Here is a 25,594-nt window from a genome sequence, read left to right as displayed (position 1 = left end):
AAAATGCTTACTGAACTTTACGCTTAGGGGATGGGGATAGCGCTTTGCAAAAGCAATGTGTGCCCTCGACCTCTTTTGCCTGATACATCGCTTCATCAGCAAGTTTTACAAGTGTTTCAGGGTCTTGTGCTTCTTTGGGGTAGAGGCTTATGCCAATGCTCACATCAACGCGAATGAGCTCATTGCAGTAGTGGATTGGTTGGGACAACGCTTCGACCAACTCTTGGGATTTAGACAGAACGCCGCTGTAATCTTTCTCAAGGTTTAAACACACGATAAATTCGTCCCCGCCGAAACGACCGCAAAAGTCGGAGCGACGAATATTGTTTTGCAGTCTTTTAGCAATCTGCACTAGAATTTCATCTCCAGCTTGGTGACCCTTGTTGTCATTGATTTCTTTAAATTTATCGAGGTCAAAAAACAGTACTGCAAGGGAAAGTTCAGCACGACTTGCGCGAGCAACCGTTTGGTCAAGTTGGGCACTAAAAGCCCTGCGATTGTAGATCCCTGTGAGGGGATCTCGTTCAGATAAAAATCGCAATCGTTCTTTTTGTTCTTGCAGCAAGGCGGTTTGTTTTTGCACCTCGCGTTCGAGTTCTTCTTTGGTCACGGTTGATTTTTGGAGAGATGCTTTCATTTGGTTAAAAACATCAATCAATTCAACGAATTCCTCATCACGATTTGGTGAGGACAAACGGCTAACGAGATCACCCTTCGCAAGCTTATCAATGCCATCTGAAATGACGGCAAATCCACGTCTAAAACGTTTCAAAATGATCAGTGCTATGAGGCTCAGTATCAAGGTAAAGGTCACGAGCAGTAAACTGGTTTTCCATAGACTGCGATTTTGTTCCTGAGCGCTGACACGCACCAGTTGTCGCTGTTCATAAATCAGCGTTTCGGCCATTTCTTCCATTAAAATATTGTATCTGGCATGGAGTAATAAGCGCGCGTCGACGATAAGTTTAGAGCTTTGACTATCAATGACGTCTTTGATGATAAGTGATTGCTCATGATTTACCAATTGTGCAAGATTTTCATTTAACCGTCTTAGTGTTTTCAGGTTCGAGGTCGACAACGAATATTTTTGTAATAATTGCTCTAAATCGAGTTGCGAGGCTTTGACTCGTTGCAAACTTTTACGATCACCAAACTGCAAGAATGTCCAAAGTTGGCTTCTGAGTAAATCGACGCCTTTGTGGATGTTGGTAATGTTTTCAAACTGCTGTTTCGCACTGGTTTGTTCAAAGCCAATGTTCCATAAAGCAATGCTGGTGACGGAGACAAGTAAAGCACAACAGATAAATAATGCGGTCAGTTTTTTGGAAATGGAATTAATCATGGCCCTGCATGCTCCATTTCTGCTAACTGTTTTAGGAATGAGTTATCGATCAAGTTCCTAAACTTTGGTGCTGGCCCCTTAACCAACCCTTCATCTTTTGCCCATCGAGCTTGTAGTTGGAGTTCTGATAGCAAAGAGTTGCTTAGCGATAGACGAAACGCGTAGCTTTCCCACATTTCGGCGAGTTCCACGGATTCAACATTCAATCGTTTGGCAATAAGGATCTTGGCCATATCCGGGTGGTCAGTCATCCAGTTAATGCTCATCTCCAATGCGCTTAGTACGCGCAAATAACCCTTTCTTTGTTTTTCGACGGACTCCTTAAGTGCACTTAAATTGAACGACAAACTGTAAATACCTTTAAGGCTTAGATCTGCGACATTTTGGCTGGCTTTCACTTCCAGTTGATGACCCCAAGGTTCCCAAACGGAGATTGCGTCAACCAGTCCTGACAGCAGTGCATTACCGAGCTGATCCGGTTTTAAATATACTTTCTGAATACGACTTTTATCAATTGCATGAGAGATACGCATTGAGTCAATGTAAAATTCACTCGCACTGGCTTTGACGACACCGACTTTTTTATCGACGAGTTGGGAAATTGAGGCTATCTCATGCTTTTTTAATGTTAGAAGGCGCAAATCACGGTCAGTCCTCACAAAGGTAGTGATCACAGAAAAAACAGGCGATTTAAAACCTTGAAACATCACAACTGAATCGGAGAAAGTCGCTAAGTCCGCTCGTTGATTAAAGAGCATTTCGGCGCAGGCCACGCCCCCTTGGCAAGGAAGCAGTTTTACGTTGATGTTTTGTTGTGTAAAAAAGCCCAATTCTTCAGCGATAAAAAACGGGGCTGAGAGAGGGGTCAATGAAACGGCCACAGAAACGGTAGGCACAGGATCTGAAGGATTGTACCCCGAGGTTTCAATTTGTTCACGACCAAAAGCTTGGTTTAAGAACAATGTTAATAATACGAACATGCGCATATACAGCATCAAGCCGATCATCCTGAAAATTAATCCATTACGTCTCTTTTACTATAGCGCTTATTTTCAAAACAGAAAGGTAGATTGGGTGAGTAGCGAAGTGGGCTACTGTTCGTTAGGTGACTCAAGGGTGTCGATGTGAGGTTGTTATGAACTTACATGAAGTAACACATTGAACTCGAAGAGCGTGTGCAATTACAGTTGGAAAGGGAAAGTTGGAAACCACCTTGGGAGAGCGACATGTGAAGCAACATCCGAAAGGTGGTTATTTAACGATGAGGTTTAGCGTTGTTGTTTTTCAGCGATATAGTCGTTAACTAGCTCTTCAAGCACTGCCAAAGGCACTGCGCCGTTTTTAAGTACGACATCGTGGAAATCTCTTAAATCAAATTTTTCCCCTAGCGCCATTTTCGCCTTTTCGCGCAGACTTAAGATTTTCATCATGCCCACTTTGTACGACGTTGCCTGACCTGGCATCACGATGTAACGTTCAATTTCGGCTGTCACGTCGGAAAGAGCCATACCAGTATTGTTCGCCATATAGTCAATTGCCTCTTCCCTCGTCCAGCGTTTAGCATGGATACCAGTATCGACAACTAAACGTACGGCTCTAAATAGCTCCGCTTGTAAACGGCCTAAATTATCAAGCGAGTTACTTTGGTAACCCATTTCCCAAGCAAGTCGCTCGGCGTACAGTGCCCAACCTTCAATATACGCTGTAAAAGGTGAAATGCGTCGGATTAAAGGCATTCCTTCTAGTTCCATTGCCACCGCAATTTGAAAGTGGTGGCCCGGAATACCTTCATGATACGCAAGAGTTCGCATGCTGTACTTTGGTGTGGCCTTAATATCATAAAGATTAGCGTAAAAACGACCTGGCCTTGAGCCATCCAGTGCTGGTGGCTCGTAGTATGCACCAGGCGCCGTTTTCTCCTTAAATTCAGGGATACGAACAACTTCCATACCGGCATTTGGGCGAATGCGGAATGTCTCATCCATTCCTTTATTGATTTCATCCAAAATTGCCTGATAATCCGTTAGGATTTGCTCTCGACCTGTTTTGCTGTCTTCATAGTAGTTATTCGGATCTGCAACAAGTTGGTCCATTGCAGACTTGAACCCCAATGAGGTGTCATAGCCTTGGGAAGATAAAATCTCTAACATTTGATTTTGAATTCGGTCGACTTCTGACAAGCCCATTTGATGGATCTCATCTGCCGTCAAATCGGTTGTAGTGAAGAATCTAAGCGCGGTGGCGTAAACCTTGTCACCATCCGGAAGATGCCAAAATCCATCGTCCGTACCTGCCTTTTCCTGAAGTGTTGTGAAATAGCTAATTAACGATTGGTACGCCCGAGTGACGTCATCTTCAATGCGCGTCTGAGCTTCAGATAACAGCATTTCTTTCTCTTTTGGATCAAGGCCATCTATTTTTGAAAGCTTTTCTTCAAAAGAACTGTATAGAATATTCTCTTTTGTCGGCTGTGAAATGAAGTTATTCATTTCTTCCAATACTCGCACAATCACAAACTTTGGCGGAATAATGCCTTTATCTTCACGTATTTTGAGGCCATCTAACACTTGTGCAAATTTTTCGTCGACAAGACTTAAACGAGCGATATAGTTTTCAGCGTCTTGTTTGTCGGCAATTTGATGTTGACCTTGCATGAAACTAGGGTAACCGTTTTGTACTCCAAATAACTGGTTTACCGGGTAATCATGGTATTGATATGGCTCTGTATCGTTTAGATAATTCAGAAGATAAAGAGTAATACGCTTTGATAAGCGTTCATCTTTGGAAAGTTCTACGTCATCATACTGATCAATAGCGATTTTCAAGTTCTTTGCTTTTTGAAAAAGAGCATTACCATTTTCTACGCTTGCGTCATCAAGCAGTGCATTGTGACCTTTAATGCCAATAGATTCTAAAAATCCCAAAGATGTGAGTGTCTCAGGGCTTTCAAACGCAATTTTAATCGTCTCTCTATTTAGCAGGTTATTAAAATAAAAAGGCTTCTTTGCGTACCACTCGTGGGCCGCGAAACACCCACCTAATACGACAGCAGCACCAACTGTACCACCTATCCATTTAACTACACGATTCATTTTTTTATTCTCTTCTTTCTGTTGTCAAATATTTAACAAATCTAACGTGAAGAACATATCAAGCCTATTCGCATTTTGTAAGTAAAAATTACATTTTTAAAAATGCAATATAAAACAAAGTATTAAATGAATATTAGGGATTTGAGCCAGCCATGTTAATTGGGTAAGCTTTACCAAAAGGCAGTGTGGATTTGAAATGAACGTGATATTTGTAGCCCATGATTGGCTAACGGAAAGTATGTCAAAATACAAACGAGGGCTTGGCGTTTTGTGCATTCTCATATTCATTGGATGGATAGTTCAAAAACAATCTGATGCCAAAAAGCAGGAGTTAGAGGTCATTCACTCACCTATGGTGCACGATGTTTACATAGTAGACACAGGTAAACTCACACCGGATATTAACTACCAGCAACAGTTCAAAATCTATCAGATCACCGAGGTTGCGGATGACAGGGTCACATTTAAAGTAGGTCGTTATAGCTACAACAAATATCGCGACATTAAGCGCGGGATACAATTAAACCAATTGATGATAGATGGTTATTTTTCTGCACTTCCTGAGGAATGGACCACTACAGAGCTGCTCGCTAACGTCGAATCAGGCGCGCTCTACGAGGCACATCGGCCCGTTGATATTTTCGTTATGGGTGGAATAGTTCGCCACCGACCCACGCTTGCACTTAATTATCACAAAGAAAAACCAAATCAAAATAACCAGCGTGCTATTCGTTTTTATCAAACAGGGGAACTGGAACAGGCTCGATTCACCTTTGAAGAAGCTGCAAACGAAGGGGACAGTTGGGGACAATTTAATTTAGGTGAGATGCTAAGGGATGGGTCCGGTGGCAAGCAAGATGTAGAGCGAGCGCTCTATTGGTTTAACAAGGCAAGACAACAAGGATTAGAGCGGGCGAACATAGCCTATGAAAATTTATGCGCTGTCACAGCGGATTGCTCAAACTAAATGATGTTGAACTTTTTCAATCGCTTGTGATTCTTAAAACACAATAACCGCACATGGAGCAATAAAGTGTCTATACCACGTATTTTAACGTTGCTAATCAGTGGCCTTCTCGCAAACAGCGCTGCTGCAGCCGAGTCGCCACTTTTTAATGAACTAGTACTATCACTACCTTATGCCGTCAGCCAACCACCGTTACTCGCCGATGTTGCGCCCAATCCTGGAAAAGAATTAATTCTTGTGGGCAGCGGGCTAAGCAACGCACATCAAGTAAGTGTTGTGGGAATCGTAGAGGGAAAACTTGCTGTACTGGATTCATTCGCGATTGGCAAAGAGTATTTCGCCATTGATACGTTGGATTCAAGTACTGAAAAAACAAAAAGTCTATTCTTTTTGAGCCGTGAGCACGTCGCCTCCTACGAGTTTCCCGCAGACAGAAAGCCGAATCGCTTGCATCTGTATCAAGAGATTGATTCATTTTATCGAGTACAAAAAAGTAATTTCCTAAGTCGAATCGACTTTATAGATGACCTGAATGAGGATGGTATTGCAGATATTACCTTGCCGAATTTCGATTATTTGACTGTTTGGCTAAGTAAAAAGGATGCCGAACTCAAACGCCATCGCCTAAACATTCCGAGTATGGTCTCAATCGTTCGTCGCGACCTAGAGGTACAACAAGCGTCTACGTCGAAGGTGAGCGGTGAGCAGCCTTTTATTTTTTACACGGAACAAGGCCAAGTTGACCAATTCACAATTGAAAAAAATCACATTCGGGAGCACCGAATTAAAGTGAATGATACCATTTATGGCGTAAATTGGTGGGATTTGTTGGACGACTCAGGGAATTCACAAGACCAGAGTAATTTAAGTCATCGTGTTGTGGAGAAAATCACCGATGTTAATGGTGATGACATTCCTGATATGGTCGTCCGGTTCACTCGAAGCAGAGGCGCACTCGATAGACAAAATGACTATGAGTTTTACTACGGTAAACTAGAGGACAGCGTACTGGCATTTTCAGACAAGCCTGATACGATGATCGCTTCAGAAGGAACGCTAACTGGCCTAATCTTGGAAGACATTGACGGTGACAAGAAAAAAGAAGTCATTGTGTCGAGTTTTGAGATTGGCGTTTCACAGATAGTGTCAGCGCTTCTGTCAGGAAGTATTGACCAAGATGTGCTGATTTATCGCCTAAATAAAAACCAAAGCTTTGATAAAAAGCCAAACAGCAATTATGAAACACAGATGCATTTCAGTTTGAGCAAAGGTCGAGCTGGAGAGCCGCTTGTCGCCGTCGCTGACACTAATGGTGATGGTTACAAAGATCTTTTGCTTACCGCAAACAACGAAGAGATCCGTATTCGTTATGGCATGAAAGATGGCAAATTCAGCCGCAGTGAACGTGTTAAAACGACCGTGCCTCAGGCGGGTGGTAATATCCAAGCACAAGATATGAATGGCGACGGCAAACTCGATTTAACCATGGTTTATGATCGATTAGACGAACCGACGTTACAAAACATGATTAAGGTTTTGGTTGCAAAGTAATCATGTTATTTATACCTATTAGGAACGCAAAACTTTTCGAAGACAAAGGAAGCTATTATTTTGATCCCCACCCTTGAAACGATCCGGTTCTATTTACGGCCGCCGAGTCTGGATTGTTTTGATGCATATCGACAATTTTATACCGACGCAATAGCATCAAAAATGTATGGCGGACCTATTAGTGAAGAGCTTGTGTGGGCAAGGCTAAAAGCCGATGTGGGCTCATGGGCGTTATTGGGGTTTGGTGTCTGGGTTATTCAATGTAAAGACACACAAGCGATGGTTGGCTCCTGTGGTTTTTGGCAAGGTTATGGCTGGCCAAGGGAACTCACGTGGTGGATTTTACCTGAATTTAGGGGGAAGGGTATTGCGACTGAAGCTTCGTTGTGCGCGATTGACTATGCATATAATCAATGGCAGTGGGAGCGTGTTGAAACGTATATGAATGACAACAACGACGCTGCTCGAGCATTAGTTGAAAAACTTGGTGGCGAGATAATACACCGAGCGAGGTTTAGCGATGGAGTAGACCGTAATGTTTACCTCCTTCCTAACACAAAATGAACGGAAACTCTTTCAGGCGCTAGGCCTGAACAATAGTACACAACACGTTAAATAGCGGGAGACACTCGAGCTGGGACAAGTTTTTCGAATTGTGCAGCGACGGCCAGAACTTTAGCGTCATCGCCAGGCAATCCGAAAAAAGTAAGGCCAGACGGAATGCCTTCGATCATCTGGAGGGGGACCGTAACGGCTGGGCCACCGATCATTGCAGCTAACCATGTACTGCTTCCCGAAAATGAATCTCCATTTACTTCATCAATTTTCCATGGTTTTCCCGTTGTTGGTGCCATGAATACATCAATCTTGTACTTTTCTTGTAATTTTTTGAGTTGTTGTAACGCAAACTCTTGCACAATAATTTGTGAAAGAGAATATTTTTCTTTGTCTGTAAACGCGTAAGCGGACTCAAGCAAATCTTGTTTAGTGTCACCGTGGGCTTTGTTAAACAAAATGAGTTGCTCGAGATTTTTGACGGGAAGGAGAGATTGTTTGGACAAATACTCATTAATGTCTCGTTGAAATTCAAACATCAACACTTCCATTTCTGCATTCATCAATACATCACGCTGCTCAAAAGGAAGGTGGTTGTAGATTTTCGTACCGCGTATGGCGAATTTGTCCAATGTCTCAACCAACGCACTCATATGTTCGGAGTAGAAGCTTTGCATTGAATTGAGCAATCCGAGAGAAAGCCATTTATAGTCGACGTTTGAAGAGAGTGAAACAGAGATATCATCTGTAATCGCGCTGTATACTAACGTGGCATCCTCGACGGTTCGAGCCATGGGGCCAGCGGTATCTTGAGATTTTGCTAAGGGTACGATACCGCGTTTAGAAATTTTATAATTGGTCGGTTTTATGCCAACAATGCCAGTCATGGAGGCAGGGCAGAGAATGGATCCATCTGTTTCTGTACCAATGGCAATCAGCGTTAAATCTGCAGCTACGGCAACAGCGCTACCAGAACTAGAGCCACAAGGGGAGTATTGAAGATTATAGGGATTGCGGGTTTGGCCACCAACAGCACTGAAGCCACTGCTACTTTGCATCGATTTAAAATTCGCCCACTCCGATAGGTTGGTTTTGCCAAGAATAATTGCACCTTCTTTTCTCAGTTTGGCAATAATTGAGGCATCCGTTTTGGCGATGTTGTTAGAGAGGGCTTTTGCTCCAACGGTTGTTGGGAGGCCAGCAACGTCGATGTTATCTTTGACCAGAATTGGCACACCAAACAGCATACCAGTGGCATTTCCTTTATTAAAAATAAGATCTTTTTGCTTTGCTATTGAAATGGCGTTGGGGTCTATCGCGACGACACTGTTGAGCTTTGGGTCAAGTGTCTTTATTCGATTAAGGTAATACTGTACCACTTGCTCATAGGTAACGGCATTAGTCGAACGTAGGGACTGAAGTTTAGAGATTGTGAGTTCATGTAAATCAGATTCTTTAGCACTGGCAGTAAAAGAAAAACACAAAATACAAGTTATTAAAAACGTCAACAACACTCTCAACATTCAGTCGTTCCAATTGTATTACTTACCACTATATTGTAGCGAAGCAAGCAGGAAGTTGCAGCCTTTAGACGATATTTAACGATTAAGTTCCTAAAAGCGCTATTAAATATCACACACCAATTTGGCAGTGAAGATTGATCTCTGTAAGCTTTGCGTGTTTAGAACCCCAATAAAAATGGCACTCATCCAGAGTGCCAATACGTACCTAGTCCTTAAAGGGTCGACGCATTTGCTTCGAAGGGAGAGATATGATGCTCCATAACTTTTAAGTCAGGCATAGAAGGACACGCGCCTTTATTTAAGCAAGTATGTGCACCGCATTGGATGGCAAAACGGGCAGCCTCCTTGACGTATCGTTTATCTTCAATAACGAGACTAAGCGCTTTTTCTGTGCTGGTGGATACAAGACTTATATAAAACAGAAAACCAGAAACAAGCGCGTCGCCGGCTCCGGTCGTATCAACAGCTTGGATGTTCGGTACAAGTAGTTCTCGATAAAAACTGCGCATGTGCAATTTCAATGGCTTTGCTGCGTGGCTGACTAAAATGATCTTCACAGGAAAAGAGGCGAAAATCCACTCAACGTAATGTTCTTCGGAAATACATTTTTGCTCAGCAAGAAATACCAGCTCTTCGTGACTGAACTTTAATATATCCACGAAATGGTAACAGTGCTCAACTCGTTCAGGCAAAATGCTCAAATCTTCCCATAAGTTTTGACGCAGATTAACGTCAAAACTTATGATTTGATTGTTTTGTCTTGCGGTGATCAGAATCGCTAACGTAGTGTAGGCACTGTGAATTTCTGAAAGAGTGTTTGAACAAAAGTGGAATAAGCCTTCTTTTGGCCAACTCACCTTTTTTAATTCAGCCAGTGGGAATCTTAAATCCGCGGTATTCGTTCGGTAAAAGCTGAATCGACGCTCACCTGCGTCGTCAAGTGCGACCATGGCCAAGGCCGTTTGACTACCTTCGATTTTAACCAAATGCTCATCATTGACTTGATAAGTTGCAATGGTTTTACGAAGCATGTCGCCAAACGCGTCATCGCCGAGTCCACCGATAAAACGGCTTAGCCCACCGAGCTTGCGATAGCCAACCGCGACATTAGCAGGCGCACCGCCCGCAATGGGGCTAAACGAGCCATCTTCACTCGGTAACATGTCAATTAGGAGTTCGCCAAAACAAGTGAGTGTCGTCATCAGTTTACCCTCTAAAATACGTACTTTAATGTAAGCGAGGTTGTACGTCCGTTAATTGTCCTCGCGCGTATAATGTCGTTGCTTGGTATACTTCCTTCTTCCGCTTCAGTAATGCCAATCGTGTTAAATAAGTTATTTACGTTAAGCGATAGATTTAATGCGGTTGAGAGGTCGTAACTAACAAAGCCATTCACTTGCGTGTATCCGTCAAATTTCAGGTCATTACTATCTTGAGCGTATGCGCCTGAGGTGCCAATTAAGGTAAGTCCAGCAGCTCCACTGTCATAGTTGTAGCGAGCCATTAGTGAATAAATAAAATCGGCTTGACGTCGAGGCGTATTGCCAACGACTTCAGGTGTGAGAGCATCCTTCGAAATTTCGGCGTCTGTCCACGTCATGCTGCCGCGTAGATCGAAAGAACCGACAAAGTATTGAGCCTCGAGTTCAATCCCTTTTGCGTCGTATTGGCGGTCGAAGAATTTTTGTGTGGTAGCTTCAAAGTTTTGCTCTTCCGTTTTCGCGAAAAATGCCGTTGCAAATAGGCGCAAATTTTCCAAGCGTTGTTTGATGCCCAGTTCAGTCTGGGTTACTTCATCAATCGCATCTTCTTTTGCAACACTGCCATCAGTGCGCACCTTGCCAAATAAAAGGCGGTCAGCGTTTGCTCTTGCTCCTTTACTATAGCGAGCGAAAACGGCTTGATCGGGGGTAATTTGATAGTTTCCGCCGACGGAGTAGCTGGTATAGGACCAATCGTAGTTAACTGGACTGACGTTTGCAGTTTCAATTCCCGCGACGGCTTCCTCTGGCTTAGAGATAACACCATCATTGTTGATATCAACACTGCCAATGGTCGCACCCGCGTAATAGCCTTTGGCTTCACCACTGTCGTGGCGCACACTTGCGTCGACGGTTATGTTGTCAAACTTTGTGGACACGGCAAAGTAAGGTGCTTTTGTGTCGTAGTCAACGTTGTAGTTTCGCTGACAGCAGTTACCCCAATATGGTGTACCATAGGCATATAAGCCATTTTCAGAATAAGCAGTGCCGTCCGCTGCAAACACGTCAATAAGTGCAGCGTTATCCCCTTTAACTTCTAGAAGATAGGAGTTCCACAACCAGGACATATCAATGGATTGATTTGAAAGGAAATAACCAAATGTGAAGCTTGTATCACCAATGGTTTTTGTGAGTTTAAGGTCGTTCATCAGTGAGCCAAAATCGTTCATTTTGACGTCAAAGGTGTGAACTCTCATCAATAAATCACTGTTAAATGCTTGACCGATGCTTGGTCCATTAGCATAAACCAGCGTTGCTCCGTTACCCGCAATACTTTGTGCTATTGACGCGGAGCTTGCTACTTCCGCAGGAAATGGTGACATAAACGTACCGCTAACGTCTGATTTCCTCAAGCGGTTCTCGACGGTCCAGTTATTGTCAAGGTCAAAGCGACTTTCAAAGCCAATACTGTCTACTACAGGATGCATACCATCTCGCATGTCTCCTTGGCGAATTTCATTATTTTGACCTAGACCGACAGTTTGCAGGAAGAAAGCGGAGTGAGGTGTGTCTTTTTGTGAGTCAAATCCTAGTAATGACGAACCATCTGAATGCATTGGCATGGGTAAATAGCCAGTGCTTTTGTCATTCAAATGCTTGATGTAAACACGGACATAGCCTTTTTCGAATTCTTTGGTTAGGTTAGCCTTGATTTGGCCGCCGCGGTTCGACGTGTAGCCCGTATCACGGGGACCTTCGCCTTGGCGAATGAAACCGCCCAAATGAAAACGCACGGAATCTGAAAGGTAACCACCATATTCAAAGTCGGTTCTTGTTTCGTCATAATCAAGCCCAGCGAGAAATGCAACGCTGCCTGATTCGCTCTCACCAGTTTTAGAAATAAAGTTGATAATGCCACCAGGAGCATCGCTTGCAACTGTCGATGCAGAGCCCCCGCGGATGCTTTCAATACTTTGTACCGTGTTATCTAAGCGCATAAAAATATCGGCATTACCGAAAGCGATGTCGCCGAATTGCAAAACAGGTAATCCGTCTTCTTGCAATTGCAAGAACTTAGCACCACCTGAGGCAACAGGTAGACCCCTGACGGCAATATTCGCGTTCCCTTCTCCACCTGTTGATTCTGAACGCACACCAGGGATTAAACGAAATGCTTCAGCCGTGCTACGTGGCGTTGCGATGGTGACTTGCTCAATAGATACACTACTGACCGAGACACTGGATTCCATCACCGTTGTGCGCTTGGGTACGCCGGTTACAATAATTTTTTCAAACTCATCTTGAGTTTTTTTTGTGGCTTGCTCTTGCGTTTGGCCGTTGAAACTCATTGCGAGTGTCAGCGCGCTTAGCGCAAATACGGTAGGTTTTATTGTTGTCATGTACTGTGCCTCGTCTTTGTTATAGCTGAGATACTTGCTGCGTTTCTCAATTCAACTTAATCGATTAAGTAAGTTAGCAAAACTTCATCGCTTTGCAATATTATTTTCATGAATTTTACAAACTATTTTATAACCACTTGAGTTGTATGAAATTTAACCTTATTGCTCCTTGGCGATTTCCAGCTTAGATTTGGATGGATCCTTAACCCAGTTGATAAACATCAGAACGAACAACGCAAAAGCGAAGCCAGTAGCAAGATAAAAACCAAACTTTACATGTCCAAATGCATCACTGACGATACCCATTAGAAGCGGGGTTAATGCGGCAGAAACCGCGGTAAAAAAGAGGATAACGCCAGCAATGGAACCATGTTGATGTTTGGGAAAACAGGAAATGCCTTTGGAATTTAATGTTGGGTAAATCATCGACATAAATAAACCACATAAAGGGAGTGCGATGACTGCAGCGTTGACTCCTAAAAACAAAGTCGCAAGGTAACAAACAAAAATACCCAAGGATAAACACAAAAGAACACTTTGCCAGCTCCACTGATTTAGGAGCCAAACTGCCAAGAAACGGCCCACAGCTCTCAGCACAAAAAATAGCGTTAACGCATAGGTTGCAAGCCAGACAAAATCCCCTTTATAGTCCAAAAGTAAGGTTGGCATCCATACATAAATGGCCACTTCTGTCGCAACATATAGTCCGATCGCGCCCGAAAATAATAACGCCATTGGGTCTTTCAGTGCTTCAAAGGTCTTGGATAAATTAGGCGCACTTTGAGGAGGGGAGTGAAGTACGGGAAAGCGCACTGAAGTCGTGTAAACAATCAATAAAAAGCACAAAGCGCCAGCCAAAATGTATAAATAGGTCCAACTAATACCTTGTGCAAGCATATAACTAACCGCAGCAGGACCAATGATGGCTCCCACCGCGAAATACCCTTCAACTTGATTCATGGTCTTAGTATGTTCGTGGCTTGATGTGGAAATGTCACCCAACAAGGCAAGAGCGCCTGTTTTAAATAACCCAATTGCAAGTCCAATTAAACCGAGTAGACAAACAAATACAATAAATCTATCCCCCAATGCGAAACAAAAACACGCTGTTGAAAATAAACTCAAGCCAAGCAAGATGGTCACTTTTCTTCCTAGTTTGTCTGCAAGAAAACCGAGAAATAGTCCACTAAAAGCAATGAGGATCATTGGTGTATAATGAAACGCACTCGCTTCAGTCATGGTGAGTTGATAGTCATCAATCAGCCTGGGAATAATGACTCCCACGGCATCGGATGTCATAGCGAACATCAAAAACATCATGTATGTCAGCCAACGTATTGTTTGAACGGAATGTAATGGTTGTTCCTGCTGCATTGCGACCTCTATTCAGGTTGTGACGTTGGCGTAATAAGCGACATGTCTATGCATTTACTTAGACTTTAGCACTTAATTTCAATAGCCTAACGTGATACAAAATTTATTTTTATAAATATCTTGAATAATCTGACTGACTGATTAAATATATAGCTTAATCGATTAAGTCTAGTTTAACTGTGAGCGAATCAGCATGAAAAATCAAGTCCAGCTTATCACCTACGTAGATAGATTATCCGGCGGAGGTTTTAACACTTTGGAATCCTTAGTGAAAAATGAGCTTCACGGGTTATTTTCTGGTGCGCACGTACTACCGTTCTTCTACCCAATTGATGGCAGCGATGCTGGATTTGACCCCATTGATCATAGTGAAGTGGATGCGAGATTAGGCACTTGGCGTGACGTTAAGTCGTTCGGTAATGAGGTCGAGATCATGGCAGACCTGATTGTGAATCATATGTCAGCCCAGTCTCCAGAGTTTCTAGATGTATTAGCCAACGGTGCTAAATCACCCTATTGGGACTTATTTTTAAAAGAAAGCGATGTGTTTCCAGGCGGTATTACCCCGCAGCAGGCTGAATTGATCTATCGTCCAAGGCCTGGCAGCTGCTTTTCAAATAAAACACTTGCCGATGGCACCGTAGTTAAATTTTGGACTACTTTCACTGACAACCAAATTGACATCAATGTAAATAGCACTGCGGGCAAAGCCTACCTTGAAAAGGTCTTGGCGCTTTTTGCTGAGAACGGTGTGAAAATCATCCGTTTAGACGCAGCGGGATACGCCATAAAAAAGGCGAACACAAATTGCTTTATGCTCGATAAAACCTTTGAATTTATTAATGCGTTGTCAAAACGAGCGAATGAATTGGGTATGGAAACAGTTGCTGAAATACACAGCCATTTTCAGACGCAAATTGACATAGCAAGCCGAGTAGACCGTGTGTACGATTTCGCTTTGCCACCCTTAATTTTGCATACGTTATTCACCAAAAATGTCTCTGCGCTTTTTCACTGGTTGAACATCGCACCGAGAAATTGCTTAACTGTGTTAGACACACATGATGGGATAGGGATTATTGATGCCGGTCCAGTGGGTGTTAAGGCCGGTCTATTGAATGCGGATGAAATTGATAATTTAGTCGAGACAATCCATAAAAACAGTGAAGGGCAAAGTCGCAAAGCGACTGGCGCGGCAGCAAGCAATGTTGATTTATATCAGGTTAATTGCGCCTATTTTGATGCTTTGGCTCAAAATGAGTGGGATTATTTACTCGCACGTGCGATTCAGTTTTTCTCGCCCGGAGTTCCTCAGGTTTACTATGGTGGGTTATTAGCGCTTGAAAACGATATGGATCTACTCGGTAAAACGAATGTGGGTCGAGACATCAACCGTCCATATTTAACTCGAGAAAGTGTCCAGCAACACCTCGATAAGAATGTGGTAAGTGGTCTGATAGCGTTAATAAAACTGCGTAATTTGCACCCTGCGTTTAACGGCGAATTTTGCTTAGTAGGGGAGGAGTGTGTAGGTCAAATGAAATGGATAGGCACGCAATCTACCCTGATATTGCAATTCGACTTAAATCGAAAAGTCGTACAAGTTTTTGAAGAGTCGGATCAAACACGCTTGCTTTTAGACTTAAACTCGATGCTGACTGACGAATAGTGCAGTGGTTGCCCAAAGGAAGGCGATCCGATAACGTATTATTCGAAAGGATGTTACTTGGAGCTGAGTTTGAGCGTTATTGATATTTCAAAGCTGTCGAAACAGTCAGGCATACCCGCTTCGACGCTGCGCTATTATGAAGAAAAGGTTTAATTAAATCCATTGGGCGAGCCGGATTAAAGCGTACATACACTTCAACGGTTTTTGAACGATTGAATTTTATCTCCTTGGGCCAGCAGGCTGGATTTTCATTAGATGAAATTCAATCGATGTTACTCAAAAATGGTGAGTATGAAGTCGACAGAGCAATGCTTTTACAAAAAGCAAATGATATTTCGTCCCACATTAAGCATTTAATGGCAATTCAACGGTGCTTAGAACATGCGGCAAACTGCAAAGCGCCTAGTCATGCCGAATGTCCAAAGTTTCAACAGTTACTCAAATTAGCAAATGAGGGGCGTCGTAGTCTCAAGCGAAATGAGTAACGCAACTCATTTCTGTTGCAGCGGCTTAAGGCTCGTTGTTGAATTAACGCTCAATCGACGTATTATCTGTGGCAAAACGGATCATACGTCCTTCAGTTAGTTCTCTCTTAAAATCACAGCTAGTTAAACGCAGTAAAATTAAGTTGTCTGATGTACATCGCGTGTCGTGAATGTCGCCGGGAAGAAATACGCGACAGTCACCCGTTTTCAACGTGTCGGTCCCGCGAGAGACTAAATAGCTTTCACCAGATGAGTTCGTTACCTGTTTGTAGGTTTTCATTTCCATCTCGCCAAACAGCACCGTGTAGAAGACCCAGCCCGACCCATGATTATGCGGTGGGCGGTACGTGTTTTTAGCCTCTGAATGAGCAAGTAGTATAAATCCCTGTTTTTGGTCGTGATATAGCTCCTGAACAGTGAAATGTTGCGTTTTTAACTGGCAAACCCAAGACATCTCGCCATAGTTTGACGCAGTGGACGTAAGTAAACCACGGACGTCGTCAATAGTTTGTGTATTTAAACCTGTCCAACATTCACACAGCGCGTTGACAAAATCTGAGAAGGTATCAGTGTTCATTGTAAATCTCCTTTCAAGTATCGAACCTAAGAAACGTTTAAAGTAGTCTAGAACTTCAAGTTGACTTTAAGTCAACCGTTGGTATTTACGACAACGTTGATTGTCGGAGACCGTTTCAAGGCGTGTTCAACACGAACGGCAGCGTTCACTTGTAGGTATTTTGATTTTGACGTTGGGGGCAGCTTTGAGTTAACAAGTAACACAAAGCTGAAATTGAGCGCTGAAAGTAACTAGCTTGTTTGACCTAAAAGTAATTTGTAGCTCAGCATGACTTTCTCAGTTGAACGAGTTAGAAAAAGCTCTGCCGCTTTTTTACCCTTTTCAATGCTATTTTGTTGAATGGTGGTGAGGGATGGTTGATGCAACAATGCCTCTTGAATACCATCAAAACCTACTATTTTGAGTTCGTGCGGTATTTTAATATTCTTGGTGTTTGCGACACGGATGGCAGCAAGTGCAATCAGGTCACTCATGCATAAAAGCACGGTAGGGCGAGGCGTCATCGACAGCGCTTCACTCGCGGCAAGCTGAGCGTATTTTTCACTACTTTCGGGTATGTTCCATGTAAGATCCGACGCTAGGTTTACATGTTGTTCTTGCAGTGCATGCTTATATCCTGCTAATCGCTGGTGAGCGATGGACGTACTTAAGTCTTCAGGAAGATGTTCATCGTAAACACGACATACGACGTTAGTGTCGAGTAAACGCAATCCAAGAATAGCAACGCGTTGATCTTCAGACGCAATCGCGCTTTTGGCTACTTCGTAAGCTGCATGCTCGTTATTGATATTTACCGAGGCGCGATTTGGTAAATTAAAATCGACCGACACGACGGGTTTGTTTACGTTTGAGAGATGCTCAAACAGATGACTGTTTCTTGGTCTGCCATAACATATAAAACCATCTACGAAATCAACCACACTTGATAGATTGTCCGCAGCGCCAGAAAACAACAGTAGATTATTTCCACTTTCTTCAAGCACACTGGCTACACCGCGCATAAAACTGCTTGCAACGGGATCTGACACCATATATTCGACACTATCTGGAAGTACTAAGGCTACAATGTTGGAGGTGCCTCTTCGAAGAGATTGCGCGGCTTTATTCGGACCGTCGTAGCCGAGCTCTTTGCATGCACTTAAAATTTGCTGACGCTTTTCTTTTGAGAGTTGATCTGGGCGATTAAAGGCATTGGATACGGTCGCATTTGACACGCCTAAATGCGCGGCGATACTTTTTAATGTCCACTTCTTGTCGTTCTGCATGATTTCATTGTATTTAATACTTCGTACAACTAAAAAGTAACACTAAATCTGGGTTTTCGCGAAAAGAAAATATTTTTGTAATATCCGTAGCCCTTGCCTTGAGATTGCGTTAACATGCGGCTAATTCTAATTGGTAATAATTACCATCATCAATTGCAGTAAGATTATGACGCTGAATGAACTGAAAAAGAACCAAACTGCGACGATTTCTGCCATTAATCATCCTGATGTCGCGTTGGTGAGCCGAATTTTGGCTTTGGGCATTGTCCCTGGTGAAGAACTGAAAGTGCTGAATGTGGCTCCGATGGGCTGCCCATTGCAAATTCAGGTCGGTGGGACATTTGTAAGCATTCGAAAAGCAGACGCTGTATTTATTCAACTTTCTGTTAAATAAGGAGAAAGTGTGAAAGTCGCCTTAGTTGGTAACCCCAATTGTGGTAAAACCACCTTATTCAATCGTTTGACTGGTGCTAAACAAAAGGTCGGTAATTGGCCTGGCGTAACCGTTGAGCGCAAAACGGGCGAGTTAAAGCTCGCTAACGACATGGCTGAGTTAATTGACCTCCCTGGTCTTTATAGCATTGAACAGCTCGAGCCTGGCCAAGATGAACAAATTGCAATCGACTTTCTTAAAAGCCATGAGGCTGATCTCATTATTAACGTCGTTGACGCGGCGAATTTAGAACGCAATTTAGTTCTCACCACCCAACTTAAAGAACTTGGTACGCCTATCGTTGTCGTTGCGAACATGCTCGATGTTGCAAAGCAGCGCGGTAAAGATATTTCAGTTGAAAAGTTAGCTGAGCGTCTTGGTGTGCCAGTTATCCCCGTGATCGGTTCAAAAGGGACGGGGATCGAATCACTTCGCAACACCTTAACGTCGTTGTATGGCAAAGTGCCAAAGGGTGATGAGAAGGTAAAAGCAGAGGTCAATCTAGGACAATCCAACACCGACAATGTCGTTAAGCGCTACCAAACGATACGCGAGTTGACGAATGGTGTGAGCGTGGTGTCAGAAACGCGTTCAGATCTAACCACAAAAATCGATAAAATCGTTTTGAATCGCATCGTGGGCGTCCCCGTTTTCCTATTTATGATGTATTTGATGTTCACCATAGCGGTGAACTTTGGTGCAGTGTTTATCGACTTTTTTGATATCTTAGTCGGAGCAGTATTGATTGACGGTTTAAAATTGAGCCTTGAATCAATGGGGCTGCCCGCATGGGTTGGCGTTATATTAGGTGATGGAGTTGGGGCTGGTATTCAGCTTGTAGCGACGTTTATCCCGGTCATCGCCGTACTGTATTTCTGCTTGTCCATCCTAGAAGACAGTGGTTATTTATCTCGAGCTGCATTTGTTATTGACCGATTAATGTCATCAATCGGCTTGCCTGGAAACGCCTTTGTACCGCTGATTGTTGGTTTCGGGTGTAACGTACCTGCGGTAATGAGCGCTCGGACGATGAACCGTGAGTCAGACCGACTGCTAACGATTATCATGGCACCGTTTATGTCTTGTGGTGCGCGACTCACTGTGTATGCTTTGTTTGCTGCAGCGTTCTTTCCAACAAATGGAGCGAACGTTGTGTTTGCCTTGTATTTGTTTGGTATTTTAGTGGCGGTTGCGTCTGGTTTTATATTTAGAAAGCTTGTGTTTAGCGCGGAAAGAACACCCAGTTTCACCGAGATGCCAGCTTATCATATGCCGGTTTGGCGAAATCTATTCTTAACGACATGGTATCGTTTAAAGGGTTTCATTGTTCGGGCTGGCAAAACAATTGTACTCGTTGTAACGTTGTTAAGCGTATTAAACTCGGTTGGTACGGATGGCACATTTGGGCATGAAAATTCAGAGGCCTCGGTTCTGGCAAAAGTCGCTCAAGTGGTAACGCCTGTACTTTCGCCGCTTGGCATCTCTGATGAGAATTGGCCAGCAACCGTAGGTGTAGTAACGGGGCTATTCGCAAAAGAAGCGATTGTTGGAACGCTCGACGCATTATATGTGGGACCAGCAGCTGATGAAGGTGAATGGTCACTATCGGCTAAAATTGTCGAAGCGACCGATTCGTTGTTAACAAATGCATCTGATCTGGTTTATAAACTAGGTGACCCATTGGGTTTAAGTGCGGCGAATGAAGAAGGTGCGGCTAACAGTCAATTATTAACAGCGATGGCTTCACAATTCCATGGGCAGCTTGGTGCATTTAGTTACCTAGTTCTAATTCTTTTGTACACGCCCTGTGTTGCAGTACTTGGTGCGGTTAAACGCGAGTCTGGTGGAAAGTGGATGTGGTTGGTCGTCGCGTGGACGACGTCAATTGCCTATATCCTTGCAACGTCGGTGTATCAAATCGGACAGATTTCGGTAAACCCAACGTTCGCGGTAAGTTGGTTAGTCGCGATGATAGCGCTGCTGTTTGTATGGGCACGCGTCTTAAAAACGATTGGTAAAAAGGTGAACGAAGTTCCTACCTATAAAATAAAGCTGTCTTAAATGAGAAACGCCACAATAGTGGCGTTTTTTCTTTTAATTAGATGGGGTGTTACAGTTTGGGTAAATCAAACCACAATGCCTCGACAGAGCCATGTATCGACTTAGCTTCTAGGTGTGTAAATGCTTCGCGAAGTAGAGCCATACCATCACCTGCGGATAAAACCGTACCGTCTATCTCTACAGTGCCCGAAACGATATGGATGTATCCCGAGTGTCGTTTGATTGCTAATGGCTGTGATTGGTTTTTATCGAGCATCAGACGATAAATATCCGCATCTTGATTAATCGTTAAGCTGTTTTCCTCGCCTTCTGGCGATACTAATAGCGTCAATGGCCCACTTTGTTTAATGGCTTTTTGTTGGTAACTAGGCACAATGCCATTTTCTTTTGGGCGGATCCAAATTTGTAGAAAACGTGTTGAGTCTGTATTTGACACATTGTATTCAGAGTGCATAATGCCTGTTCCTGCACTCATCCGTTGTACTTCTCCAGCTTGAATGACTTGCTCATTTCCTTGATTGTCTTTATGTGCCAAACCACCTTCCAGTACATAGGAAACTATCTCCATGTCTCTATGCCTATGAGGTTCAAAACCTTGACCTGCCTCGACATAATCGTCGTTGATGACACGAAGTACTTCGATGCCCATATGGTTCGAATCGTAATAATGTCCAAACGAAAAACTGTGCTTACTCGAAAGCCAACCTAAGTCTACTGTGCCACGGTCTTGCGATCTCCGAATGTATTTCATGATGTGTTTTCCTCAATCAGGTATTAGCCAAATAATATGTTCGAATAAAGTTCAAATAAATTAGTAAAAAGCGCGGTGTACATTCCATTAAATAGAATGAATATAGGTTTGGTTACGAAATCGTGTAAGCCCGTTTCTTGCCTAAAACGCAGCATTTCTTAAGGTTGACTTAAGATTCAAGAATTATAGTGACGAGTCTTTTCAGAGCAGAGTGAATTCCTATTTATGAAACCAGGTCATACGGGTTTACATCGTGTTTTCAAGGCGACCGGTTATTCCGTTAAGGGGTTTCTAGCCGCTTGGCGTTTTGAAGCCGCGTTTCGTCAAGAAGTGTTCCTTTTTGTTGTCTTAGCTAGTGTCGCATGTGTGATTAATGTTAATATTGCTGAACGCGCATTAATGCTTCTTTGTCTTTTCGTTGTTTTGTTAACGGAGTTGCTCAATTCTGCCGTCGAAGCAGTTGTTGATAGAGTAGGCACGGAACATCATGAACTTTCAGGTCGTGCTAAAGACATCGCTTCAGCTGCTGTATTTATAAGCTTGTTAATGACGTTTGTTGTGTGGGGCGTAGTCCTAAGTCAATTCGTAGTGTAGTAGTTTTCTAAGAATGAAAAATAATGTAGTACGTGCAATTGCACCATTTTTATTTTTGATATTTGTCGTAATGGCAATATTAACAATCGCCAGAACAGGTTTGTCTGTTTGGCAGCATGAACGACTTGTCCATTCGTCAGATTGGTTACATATTCTTTTGCAAGGGATGAGAGTCGATCTTTCTTCACTTGCTCACTTGATTATTCTTCCCGTGCTTGTTCATTTTTGCTTGCCAAAAGAGGGGGCAATAAGAACAAGTTGGACGACTTTTCTAAAAGTATTGTTTGTTGGCATCATCCTATTGTTTTCATATATGGAACTTGTCACACCTACGTTTATTTCTGAATACGACCTTCGACCAAATCGCTTATTTGTAGAATACCTCATGTATCCAAAAGAAGTGTTTGGGATGCTGTGGACAGGGTACAAACTCAGCATTTTCAGCGTACTACTTGGGACTGTAGGATTGGTTTTTATGGCTTGGACATGGGTATGTCGAATTGACTTTTCCTTCCCGACACTGTCTCTTTTTGGACGCATAAGTATTGCAGCCATTTGTTGTATTACGCTTTTTCTAGGTGCACGTTCAACGTTTGGGCATCGCCCACTTAACCCTGCGATGGTTGCCTATTCTGATGATGTGCTGCTCAATGAACTGACGTTAAATTCAACCTATTCTTTGGCATTTGCGCTTAAAAACATGGCTTCTGAGCAAAATGCGGAGAAATTCTACGGCAGTATGGATATTGAAACCATGCTCAAAACTGTTAAGTTGGCATCAGGACGGGGTAACCGTTTCATCGAAGGTGATATTCCAACTCGTAATATTCAACAAGCGACTTACCAAGGTAAAAAGCGCAATCTGGTTATTTTACTGCAAGAAAGCCTAGGTGCACGCTTTGTTGGGGGATTAGGCGGTCTTCCTTTAACACCAAATTTGGATAAATTGTTGAACGAAGGTTGGACATTCGAACAACTCTACGCGACGGGTACTCGTTCCGTACGAGGCATTGAAGCGGTAACGACAGGCTTCGTACCAACTCCATCGCGTGCGGTTGTTAAATTGAGTAAAGCGCAGAATGGCTTTTTTACGATTGCGCAGTTGTTAAAACAACAGGGTTACCACACTCAATTTGTATATGGAGGTGAAAGCCATTTCGACAATATGAAATCTTTCTTCTTAGGCAATGGTTTTAGCGATATTGTTGATTTGCCGAAGTTTAGTAAAACTACCTTCATTGGTTCATGGGGGGCGTGTGATCAAGATCTCTATGCCGAAGCGCACAATCAGTTTGAGCAATTGTCCAGACAAGGTAAACCGTTCTTTAGCTTGGTTTTCAATTCGTCCAATCACACACCCTATGAATATCCTCAAGGCGTCATTGAGCAATATGATGAATTGCCAAACACTCGAAATAACGCAATCAAGTATTCGGATAAAGCACTTGGTGAGTTTTTTGAAAAAGCAAAACAAAGCGCTTATTGGGACGATACGGTTTTTCTGGTTATTGCAGACCATGACGCACGCGTCGATTCATTAACACCAATACCTGTTAAAAACTTTCATATCCCTGGCGTCATCCTTGGTGCAGATATCGAAGCCAAAAAAGATGCTCGCATTACCAGTTCTCTGGATATGCCAGCAACGATGTTGTCGTTAATTGGGGTTACAAATGATTCACCAATGATCGGACGAGACATGTCCAGCCAAGAAAGTGAAGGGAAATCAAGAGCAATGATGCAATTCGGTAATAACTTTGGTTACTTGACGGAACATAAACTCACCGTGTTGCAACCGAATAAACCCGCAATCGGTTTCGTATTCGATAAGCATGACCTATCTTTGCGTGCTGATGAAGTGACGAACGACGAGCATCAAACCGCACTTGCTCATGCGTTGCTTGGGAATTACCTGTACAGCAATAAATTATATCGACTGCCTTAAAGTCGAATCGAAGTCCAACGAAAAAAGTTGGACTTCGGCAACGTACCACCTAACCGTTTATCCAATCACGCCGTCAATCCTAGAGACCTAAATAATGCCTTATCAAGAACAACAGGCGGATGCTTTAGAACCTTGAAAAGAAAAACGCGCTAGAAGCGCGTTTCAACCGAGAGTCCTAGTTCCCAACTATCTACGTTAGGAAATGAACTTAGCGGTTTGGTAAAATCAATATGTACGACATTTTCGTTGCTGGAGCGTGATGAATAAAGGCGAATGCCAAGGCCTGCACTTCCCAACACTTTGTTTGTTACGTTTTCATGTTCGATGGTGCCAGATGCCTTACCAACATCTAAAAATCCAACAAAACCCACATCAACTAACTGGTAGAGATTAATGTTTGGATAAACGCGGAACTCAACGGTTGATTTTGCTAATTGTGTACCATGTTGATAGCTTTGAGGAAAGCCACGTATACCTTCTTCACCCCCTACAGCCAACGGTTTTTCTGCAAACTCATCGTTCTGCCACTTGACTAACGCTTCACCATATAACGCGTACATGTCTGAAAAGCGATAATTCACTTTTCCAGACACCGAACCTGAAAAACGGTCTTTGCGACTAGTACCTAGTTCTGCGTTAGCGGACGCGTTGAATCGATAGAGCCACTTTTCGCCAATCAGCCAGGCCTTATCAGCGGTGAGTTCTAAAATTGTGCCAGCACCATTCGATTCGGTATCAAAACCGAGTTTGCTGGTGAATGCCCAACCTAAGTTTATGTCTTCACTATGACTTATTAGATCAATGTCCTGTAAAACAACGTATTGATCTTCAATAAACTGAATGCCCATCCAAGGTGCAAGCAGTTTGTAGTCTATTAGATCCGTACGGCCAAGTAATGTTGGGTCGGTATATTGAACATCTTGGAAATCTAAACCTGCTATCCATCGCAATGTGTATTCGTCCGTTTGTTTCCATTTTTGGCCATAGGCGAGTTGCCCAACTGTGCCATCGTAACGAAATTTACTTTCAGTTTCGCCATTATGGTAAATTGACGTTGTTTGCTCTTGAGACTGCATGTAGATACGATAAAGCGACGGGCTCGAGCGCTGGTAAAATGGTTGGAAATAATCAGCCATGTAAATTTTTCCATCATCGTAGTCATCTGCTTGCATCGTCATTAGTGCATGCGGTTGCCATGGAGCAGGCATTTGCACAACGGTGTGGTAGCCTGTGCGCTCATGGTCAGATTTGTACTTAACCGAAGCGCGAATGCCATAGCCCAAAAAGTTTTCCTCTTTGAAGCCAAAGCTGTAACGATTGTTTCCACTACTGCGACCAAAGTTAATGCTGGGTAAAAGGCTCCAAGTATCCCAAGTTTCGACTGCTAAATCTTGTGATTTCTTTTCTTCGCAAAGAGGGTCGTAATTGATTTTTGACTCTCGAATATATTTTTTACTACGCAGTATGCGTTCAGCTTCCAAAATGTCAGCTTCGCTGACGATATCGCCTTCTTTAAAGGGGAGTTGTGACCGAATAATATCGTCGCGCGTTTCTATGTGTAACCAATTTGCAAATTCGTGGAGAGAGGTTGTTTCAGGGTCTTCTGGGTCAAAAATAGGGTTTGCATTTATTGTGATGTTTTTGATCTCGATGTTTTTTTCGGTATTCCCTTGCGTGGTATTGCGCGTCATTTTTGACTCGTTGACACGCTTTGCAGTGCAAAGCGTGTCAAGTTTGAGCAAATCGGCGCTGTAAGCTTGGCCAATTGGGAGGACAAGCATAGCCATTGCGACTTTGTTATATTTCATA

The 25,594-nt window shown here is 43.1% G+C and carries 19 protein-coding genes and 1 pseudogene; 9 read left to right on the top strand and 11 right to left on the bottom strand.

From position 1 onward, the window contains the following. Positions 1-7: 7 nt before the first annotated feature. The 3 genes from NI389_RS17495 to NI389_RS17485 all read right to left on the bottom strand — a co-directional run bounded on the left by NI389_RS17495 (position 8) and on the right by NI389_RS17485 (position 4,434). Positions 8-1,342: a diguanylate cyclase gene (locus NI389_RS17495; RefSeq protein ID WP_308362681.1), complete on the bottom strand. Its 1,335-nt coding sequence runs from the start codon at positions 1,340-1,342 to the stop codon at positions 8-10. Continuing rightward, a complete protein-coding gene (locus NI389_RS17490) occupies positions 1,339-2,328 on the bottom strand; it encodes an ABC transporter substrate-binding protein (RefSeq protein WP_308362680.1) in 990 nt (329 codons plus the stop codon). Before NI389_RS17490 ends, NI389_RS17495 begins: the two co-directional genes overlap by 4 nt. A gap of 282 nt (positions 2,329-2,610) precedes the next feature. Then, positions 2,611-4,434 (bottom strand): DUF885 domain-containing protein, encoded by a 1,824-nt coding sequence (locus tag NI389_RS17485; protein ID WP_308362679.1) that lies wholly within the window; start codon positions 4,432-4,434, stop codon positions 2,611-2,613. 196 nt (positions 4,435-4,630) lie between these two features. Here NI389_RS17485 and NI389_RS17480 point away from each other — a divergent pair, with 196 nt between their 5' ends. The 3 genes from NI389_RS17480 to NI389_RS17470 all read left to right on the top strand — a co-directional run bounded on the left by NI389_RS17480 (position 4,631) and on the right by NI389_RS17470 (position 7,516). Beyond that, the gene (locus NI389_RS17480; protein ID WP_308362678.1) at positions 4,631-5,401 is read left to right on the top strand and encodes a tetratricopeptide repeat protein; all 771 of its coding nucleotides are present in this window, start codon (positions 4,631-4,633) and stop codon (positions 5,399-5,401) included. Between the two features lie 66 nt (positions 5,402-5,467). Then, positions 5,468-6,952 (top strand): FG-GAP repeat domain-containing protein, encoded by a 1,485-nt coding sequence (locus NI389_RS17475; RefSeq protein WP_308362677.1) that lies wholly within the window; start codon positions 5,468-5,470, stop codon positions 6,950-6,952. Between the two features lie 60 nt (positions 6,953-7,012). After that, positions 7,013-7,516, top strand: coding sequence for a GNAT family N-acetyltransferase (locus tag NI389_RS17470; protein WP_308362676.1), 504 nt, complete (start codon positions 7,013-7,015; stop codon positions 7,514-7,516). A 47-nt stretch (positions 7,517-7,563) separates the two neighbouring features. Here the strand turns inward: NI389_RS17470 and NI389_RS17465 are convergent, their stop codons facing one another. The 4 genes from NI389_RS17465 to NI389_RS17450 form a co-directional block, all read right to left on the bottom strand. Continuing rightward, positions 7,564-9,030, bottom strand: coding sequence for an amidase family protein (locus tag NI389_RS17465; RefSeq protein WP_308362675.1), 1,467 nt, complete (start codon positions 9,028-9,030; stop codon positions 7,564-7,566). A 212-nt stretch (positions 9,031-9,242) separates the two neighbouring features. Continuing rightward, a complete protein-coding gene (locus NI389_RS17460) occupies positions 9,243-10,232 on the bottom strand; it encodes a carbohydrate kinase family protein (RefSeq protein ID WP_308362674.1) in 990 nt (329 codons plus the stop codon). Positions 10,233-10,243: 11 nt separating this feature from the next. After that, positions 10,244-12,631 (bottom strand): TonB-dependent receptor, encoded by a 2,388-nt coding sequence (locus tag NI389_RS17455; RefSeq protein ID WP_308362673.1) that lies wholly within the window; start codon positions 12,629-12,631, stop codon positions 10,244-10,246. Positions 12,632-12,790: 159 nt separating this feature from the next. After that, positions 12,791-14,005: an MFS transporter gene (locus NI389_RS17450; RefSeq protein ID WP_308362672.1), complete on the bottom strand. Its 1,215-nt coding sequence runs from the start codon at positions 14,003-14,005 to the stop codon at positions 12,791-12,793. 193 nt (positions 14,006-14,198) lie between these two features. On the opposite strand from NI389_RS17450, the gene gtfA reads away from it, so the two are divergent. Both gtfA and NI389_RS17440 read left to right on the top strand, forming a co-directional pair. Further along, positions 14,199-15,674 carry a sucrose phosphorylase gene (gene gtfA / locus NI389_RS17445; RefSeq protein ID WP_308362671.1) on the top strand — a complete coding sequence of 492 codons (1,476 nt, stop codon included), beginning with the start codon at positions 14,199-14,201 and terminating at the stop codon, positions 15,672-15,674. A 69-nt stretch (positions 15,675-15,743) separates the two neighbouring features. Beyond that, positions 15,744-16,159, top strand: a pseudogene (locus NI389_RS17440) (helix-turn-helix domain-containing protein). A gap of 43 nt (positions 16,160-16,202) precedes the next feature. Here NI389_RS17440 and NI389_RS17435 read toward each other — a convergent pair. Together NI389_RS17435 and NI389_RS17430 are read right to left on the bottom strand one after the other, a co-directional pair. Further along, a complete protein-coding gene (locus NI389_RS17435) occupies positions 16,203-16,736 on the bottom strand; it encodes a hypothetical protein (RefSeq protein ID WP_308362669.1) in 534 nt (177 codons plus the stop codon). Between the two features lie 230 nt (positions 16,737-16,966). Then, positions 16,967-18,001, bottom strand: a complete 1,035-nt coding sequence (locus NI389_RS17430; protein WP_308362668.1) for a LacI family DNA-binding transcriptional regulator — start codon at positions 17,999-18,001, stop codon at positions 16,967-16,969. Between the two features lie 166 nt (positions 18,002-18,167). Between NI389_RS17430 and NI389_RS17425 the strand changes: the two genes are divergently transcribed. Both NI389_RS17425 and feoB read left to right on the top strand, forming a co-directional pair. Continuing rightward, on the top strand, positions 18,168-18,395 hold the full coding sequence (locus NI389_RS17425; RefSeq protein WP_308362667.1) for a FeoA family protein: 228 nt from the start codon (positions 18,168-18,170) through the stop codon (positions 18,393-18,395). Positions 18,396-18,404: 9 nt separating this feature from the next. Continuing rightward, positions 18,405-20,495 (top strand): ferrous iron transport protein B, encoded by a 2,091-nt coding sequence (feoB, locus tag NI389_RS17420; protein WP_308362666.1) that lies wholly within the window; start codon positions 18,405-18,407, stop codon positions 20,493-20,495. A gap of 49 nt (positions 20,496-20,544) precedes the next feature. On the opposite strand, the gene NI389_RS17415 is transcribed toward feoB, so the two are convergent. Next, the gene (locus tag NI389_RS17415; protein ID WP_308362665.1) at positions 20,545-21,246 is read right to left on the bottom strand and encodes a pirin family protein; all 702 of its coding nucleotides are present in this window, start codon (positions 21,244-21,246) and stop codon (positions 20,545-20,547) included. A 225-nt stretch (positions 21,247-21,471) separates the two neighbouring features. On the opposite strand from NI389_RS17415, the gene NI389_RS17410 reads away from it, so the two are divergent. Both NI389_RS17410 and NI389_RS17405 read left to right on the top strand, forming a co-directional pair. Next, complete coding sequence (locus NI389_RS17410) at positions 21,472-21,840, top strand: diacylglycerol kinase (RefSeq protein WP_308362664.1); 369 nt, start codon at positions 21,472-21,474, stop codon at positions 21,838-21,840. Positions 21,841-21,853: 13 nt separating this feature from the next. Beyond that, positions 21,854-23,785, top strand: coding sequence for an LTA synthase family protein (locus tag NI389_RS17405; protein WP_308362663.1), 1,932 nt, complete (start codon positions 21,854-21,856; stop codon positions 23,783-23,785). Between the two features lie 149 nt (positions 23,786-23,934). On the opposite strand, the gene NI389_RS17400 is transcribed toward NI389_RS17405, so the two are convergent. Then, positions 23,935-25,593 carry a hypothetical protein gene (locus NI389_RS17400; protein WP_308362662.1) on the bottom strand — a complete coding sequence of 553 codons (1,659 nt, stop codon included), beginning with the start codon at positions 25,591-25,593 and terminating at the stop codon, positions 23,935-23,937. Between the last annotated feature and the right edge of the window lies 1 nt (position 25,594).

The sequence above is a fragment of the Pseudoalteromonas xiamenensis genome (assembly GCF_030994125.1).
Taxonomy (GTDB): Bacteria; Pseudomonadota; Gammaproteobacteria; order Enterobacterales; family Alteromonadaceae; genus Pseudoalteromonas; species Pseudoalteromonas xiamenensis_B.
Note: the sequence above shows the minus strand (reverse complement) of the source record. Positions and strands in the feature narration are given on the sequence as shown.

Bases quoted from the DNA above. Each gene is read 5' to 3' on its own strand.
- NI389_RS17495 (WP_308362681.1), bottom strand. From the start codon at position 1,342: ATGATTAATTCCATTTCCAAAAAACTGACCGCATTATTTATCTGTTGT.
- NI389_RS17490 (WP_308362680.1), bottom strand. From the start codon at position 2,328: ATGCGCATGTTCGTATTATTAACATTGTTCTTAAACCAAGCTTTTGGT.
- NI389_RS17485 (WP_308362679.1), bottom strand. From the start codon at position 4,434: ATGAATCGTGTAGTTAAATGGATAGGTGGTACAGTTGGTGCTGCTGTC.
- NI389_RS17480 (WP_308362678.1), top strand. From the start codon at position 4,631: ATGAACGTGATATTTGTAGCCCATGATTGGCTAACGGAAAGTATGTCA.
- NI389_RS17465 (WP_308362675.1), bottom strand. From the start codon at position 9,030: ATGTTGAGAGTGTTGTTGACGTTTTTAATAACTTGTATTTTGTGTTTT.
- NI389_RS17460 (WP_308362674.1), bottom strand. From the start codon at position 10,232: ATGACGACACTCACTTGTTTTGGCGAACTCCTAATTGACATGTTACCG.
- NI389_RS17455 (WP_308362673.1), bottom strand. From the start codon at position 12,631: ATGACAACAATAAAACCTACCGTATTTGCGCTAAGCGCGCTGACACTC.
- NI389_RS17450 (WP_308362672.1), bottom strand. From the start codon at position 14,005: ATGCAGCAGGAACAACCATTACATTCCGTTCAAACAATACGTTGGCTG.
- gtfA (WP_308362671.1), top strand. From the start codon at position 14,199: ATGAAAAATCAAGTCCAGCTTATCACCTACGTAGATAGATTATCCGGC.
- NI389_RS17435 (WP_308362669.1), bottom strand. From the start codon at position 16,736: ATGAACACTGATACCTTCTCAGATTTTGTCAACGCGCTGTGTGAATGT.
- NI389_RS17430 (WP_308362668.1), bottom strand. From the start codon at position 18,001: ATGCAGAACGACAAGAAGTGGACATTAAAAAGTATCGCCGCGCATTTA.
- NI389_RS17425 (WP_308362667.1), top strand. From the start codon at position 18,168: ATGACGCTGAATGAACTGAAAAAGAACCAAACTGCGACGATTTCTGCC.
- NI389_RS17415 (WP_308362665.1), bottom strand. From the start codon at position 21,246: ATGAAATACATTCGGAGATCGCAAGACCGTGGCACAGTAGACTTAGGT.
- NI389_RS17410 (WP_308362664.1), top strand. From the start codon at position 21,472: ATGAAACCAGGTCATACGGGTTTACATCGTGTTTTCAAGGCGACCGGT.
- NI389_RS17405 (WP_308362663.1), top strand. From the start codon at position 21,854: ATGAAAAATAATGTAGTACGTGCAATTGCACCATTTTTATTTTTGATA.
- NI389_RS17400 (WP_308362662.1), bottom strand. From the start codon at position 25,593: ATGAAATATAACAAAGTCGCAATGGCTATGCTTGTCCTCCCAATTGGC.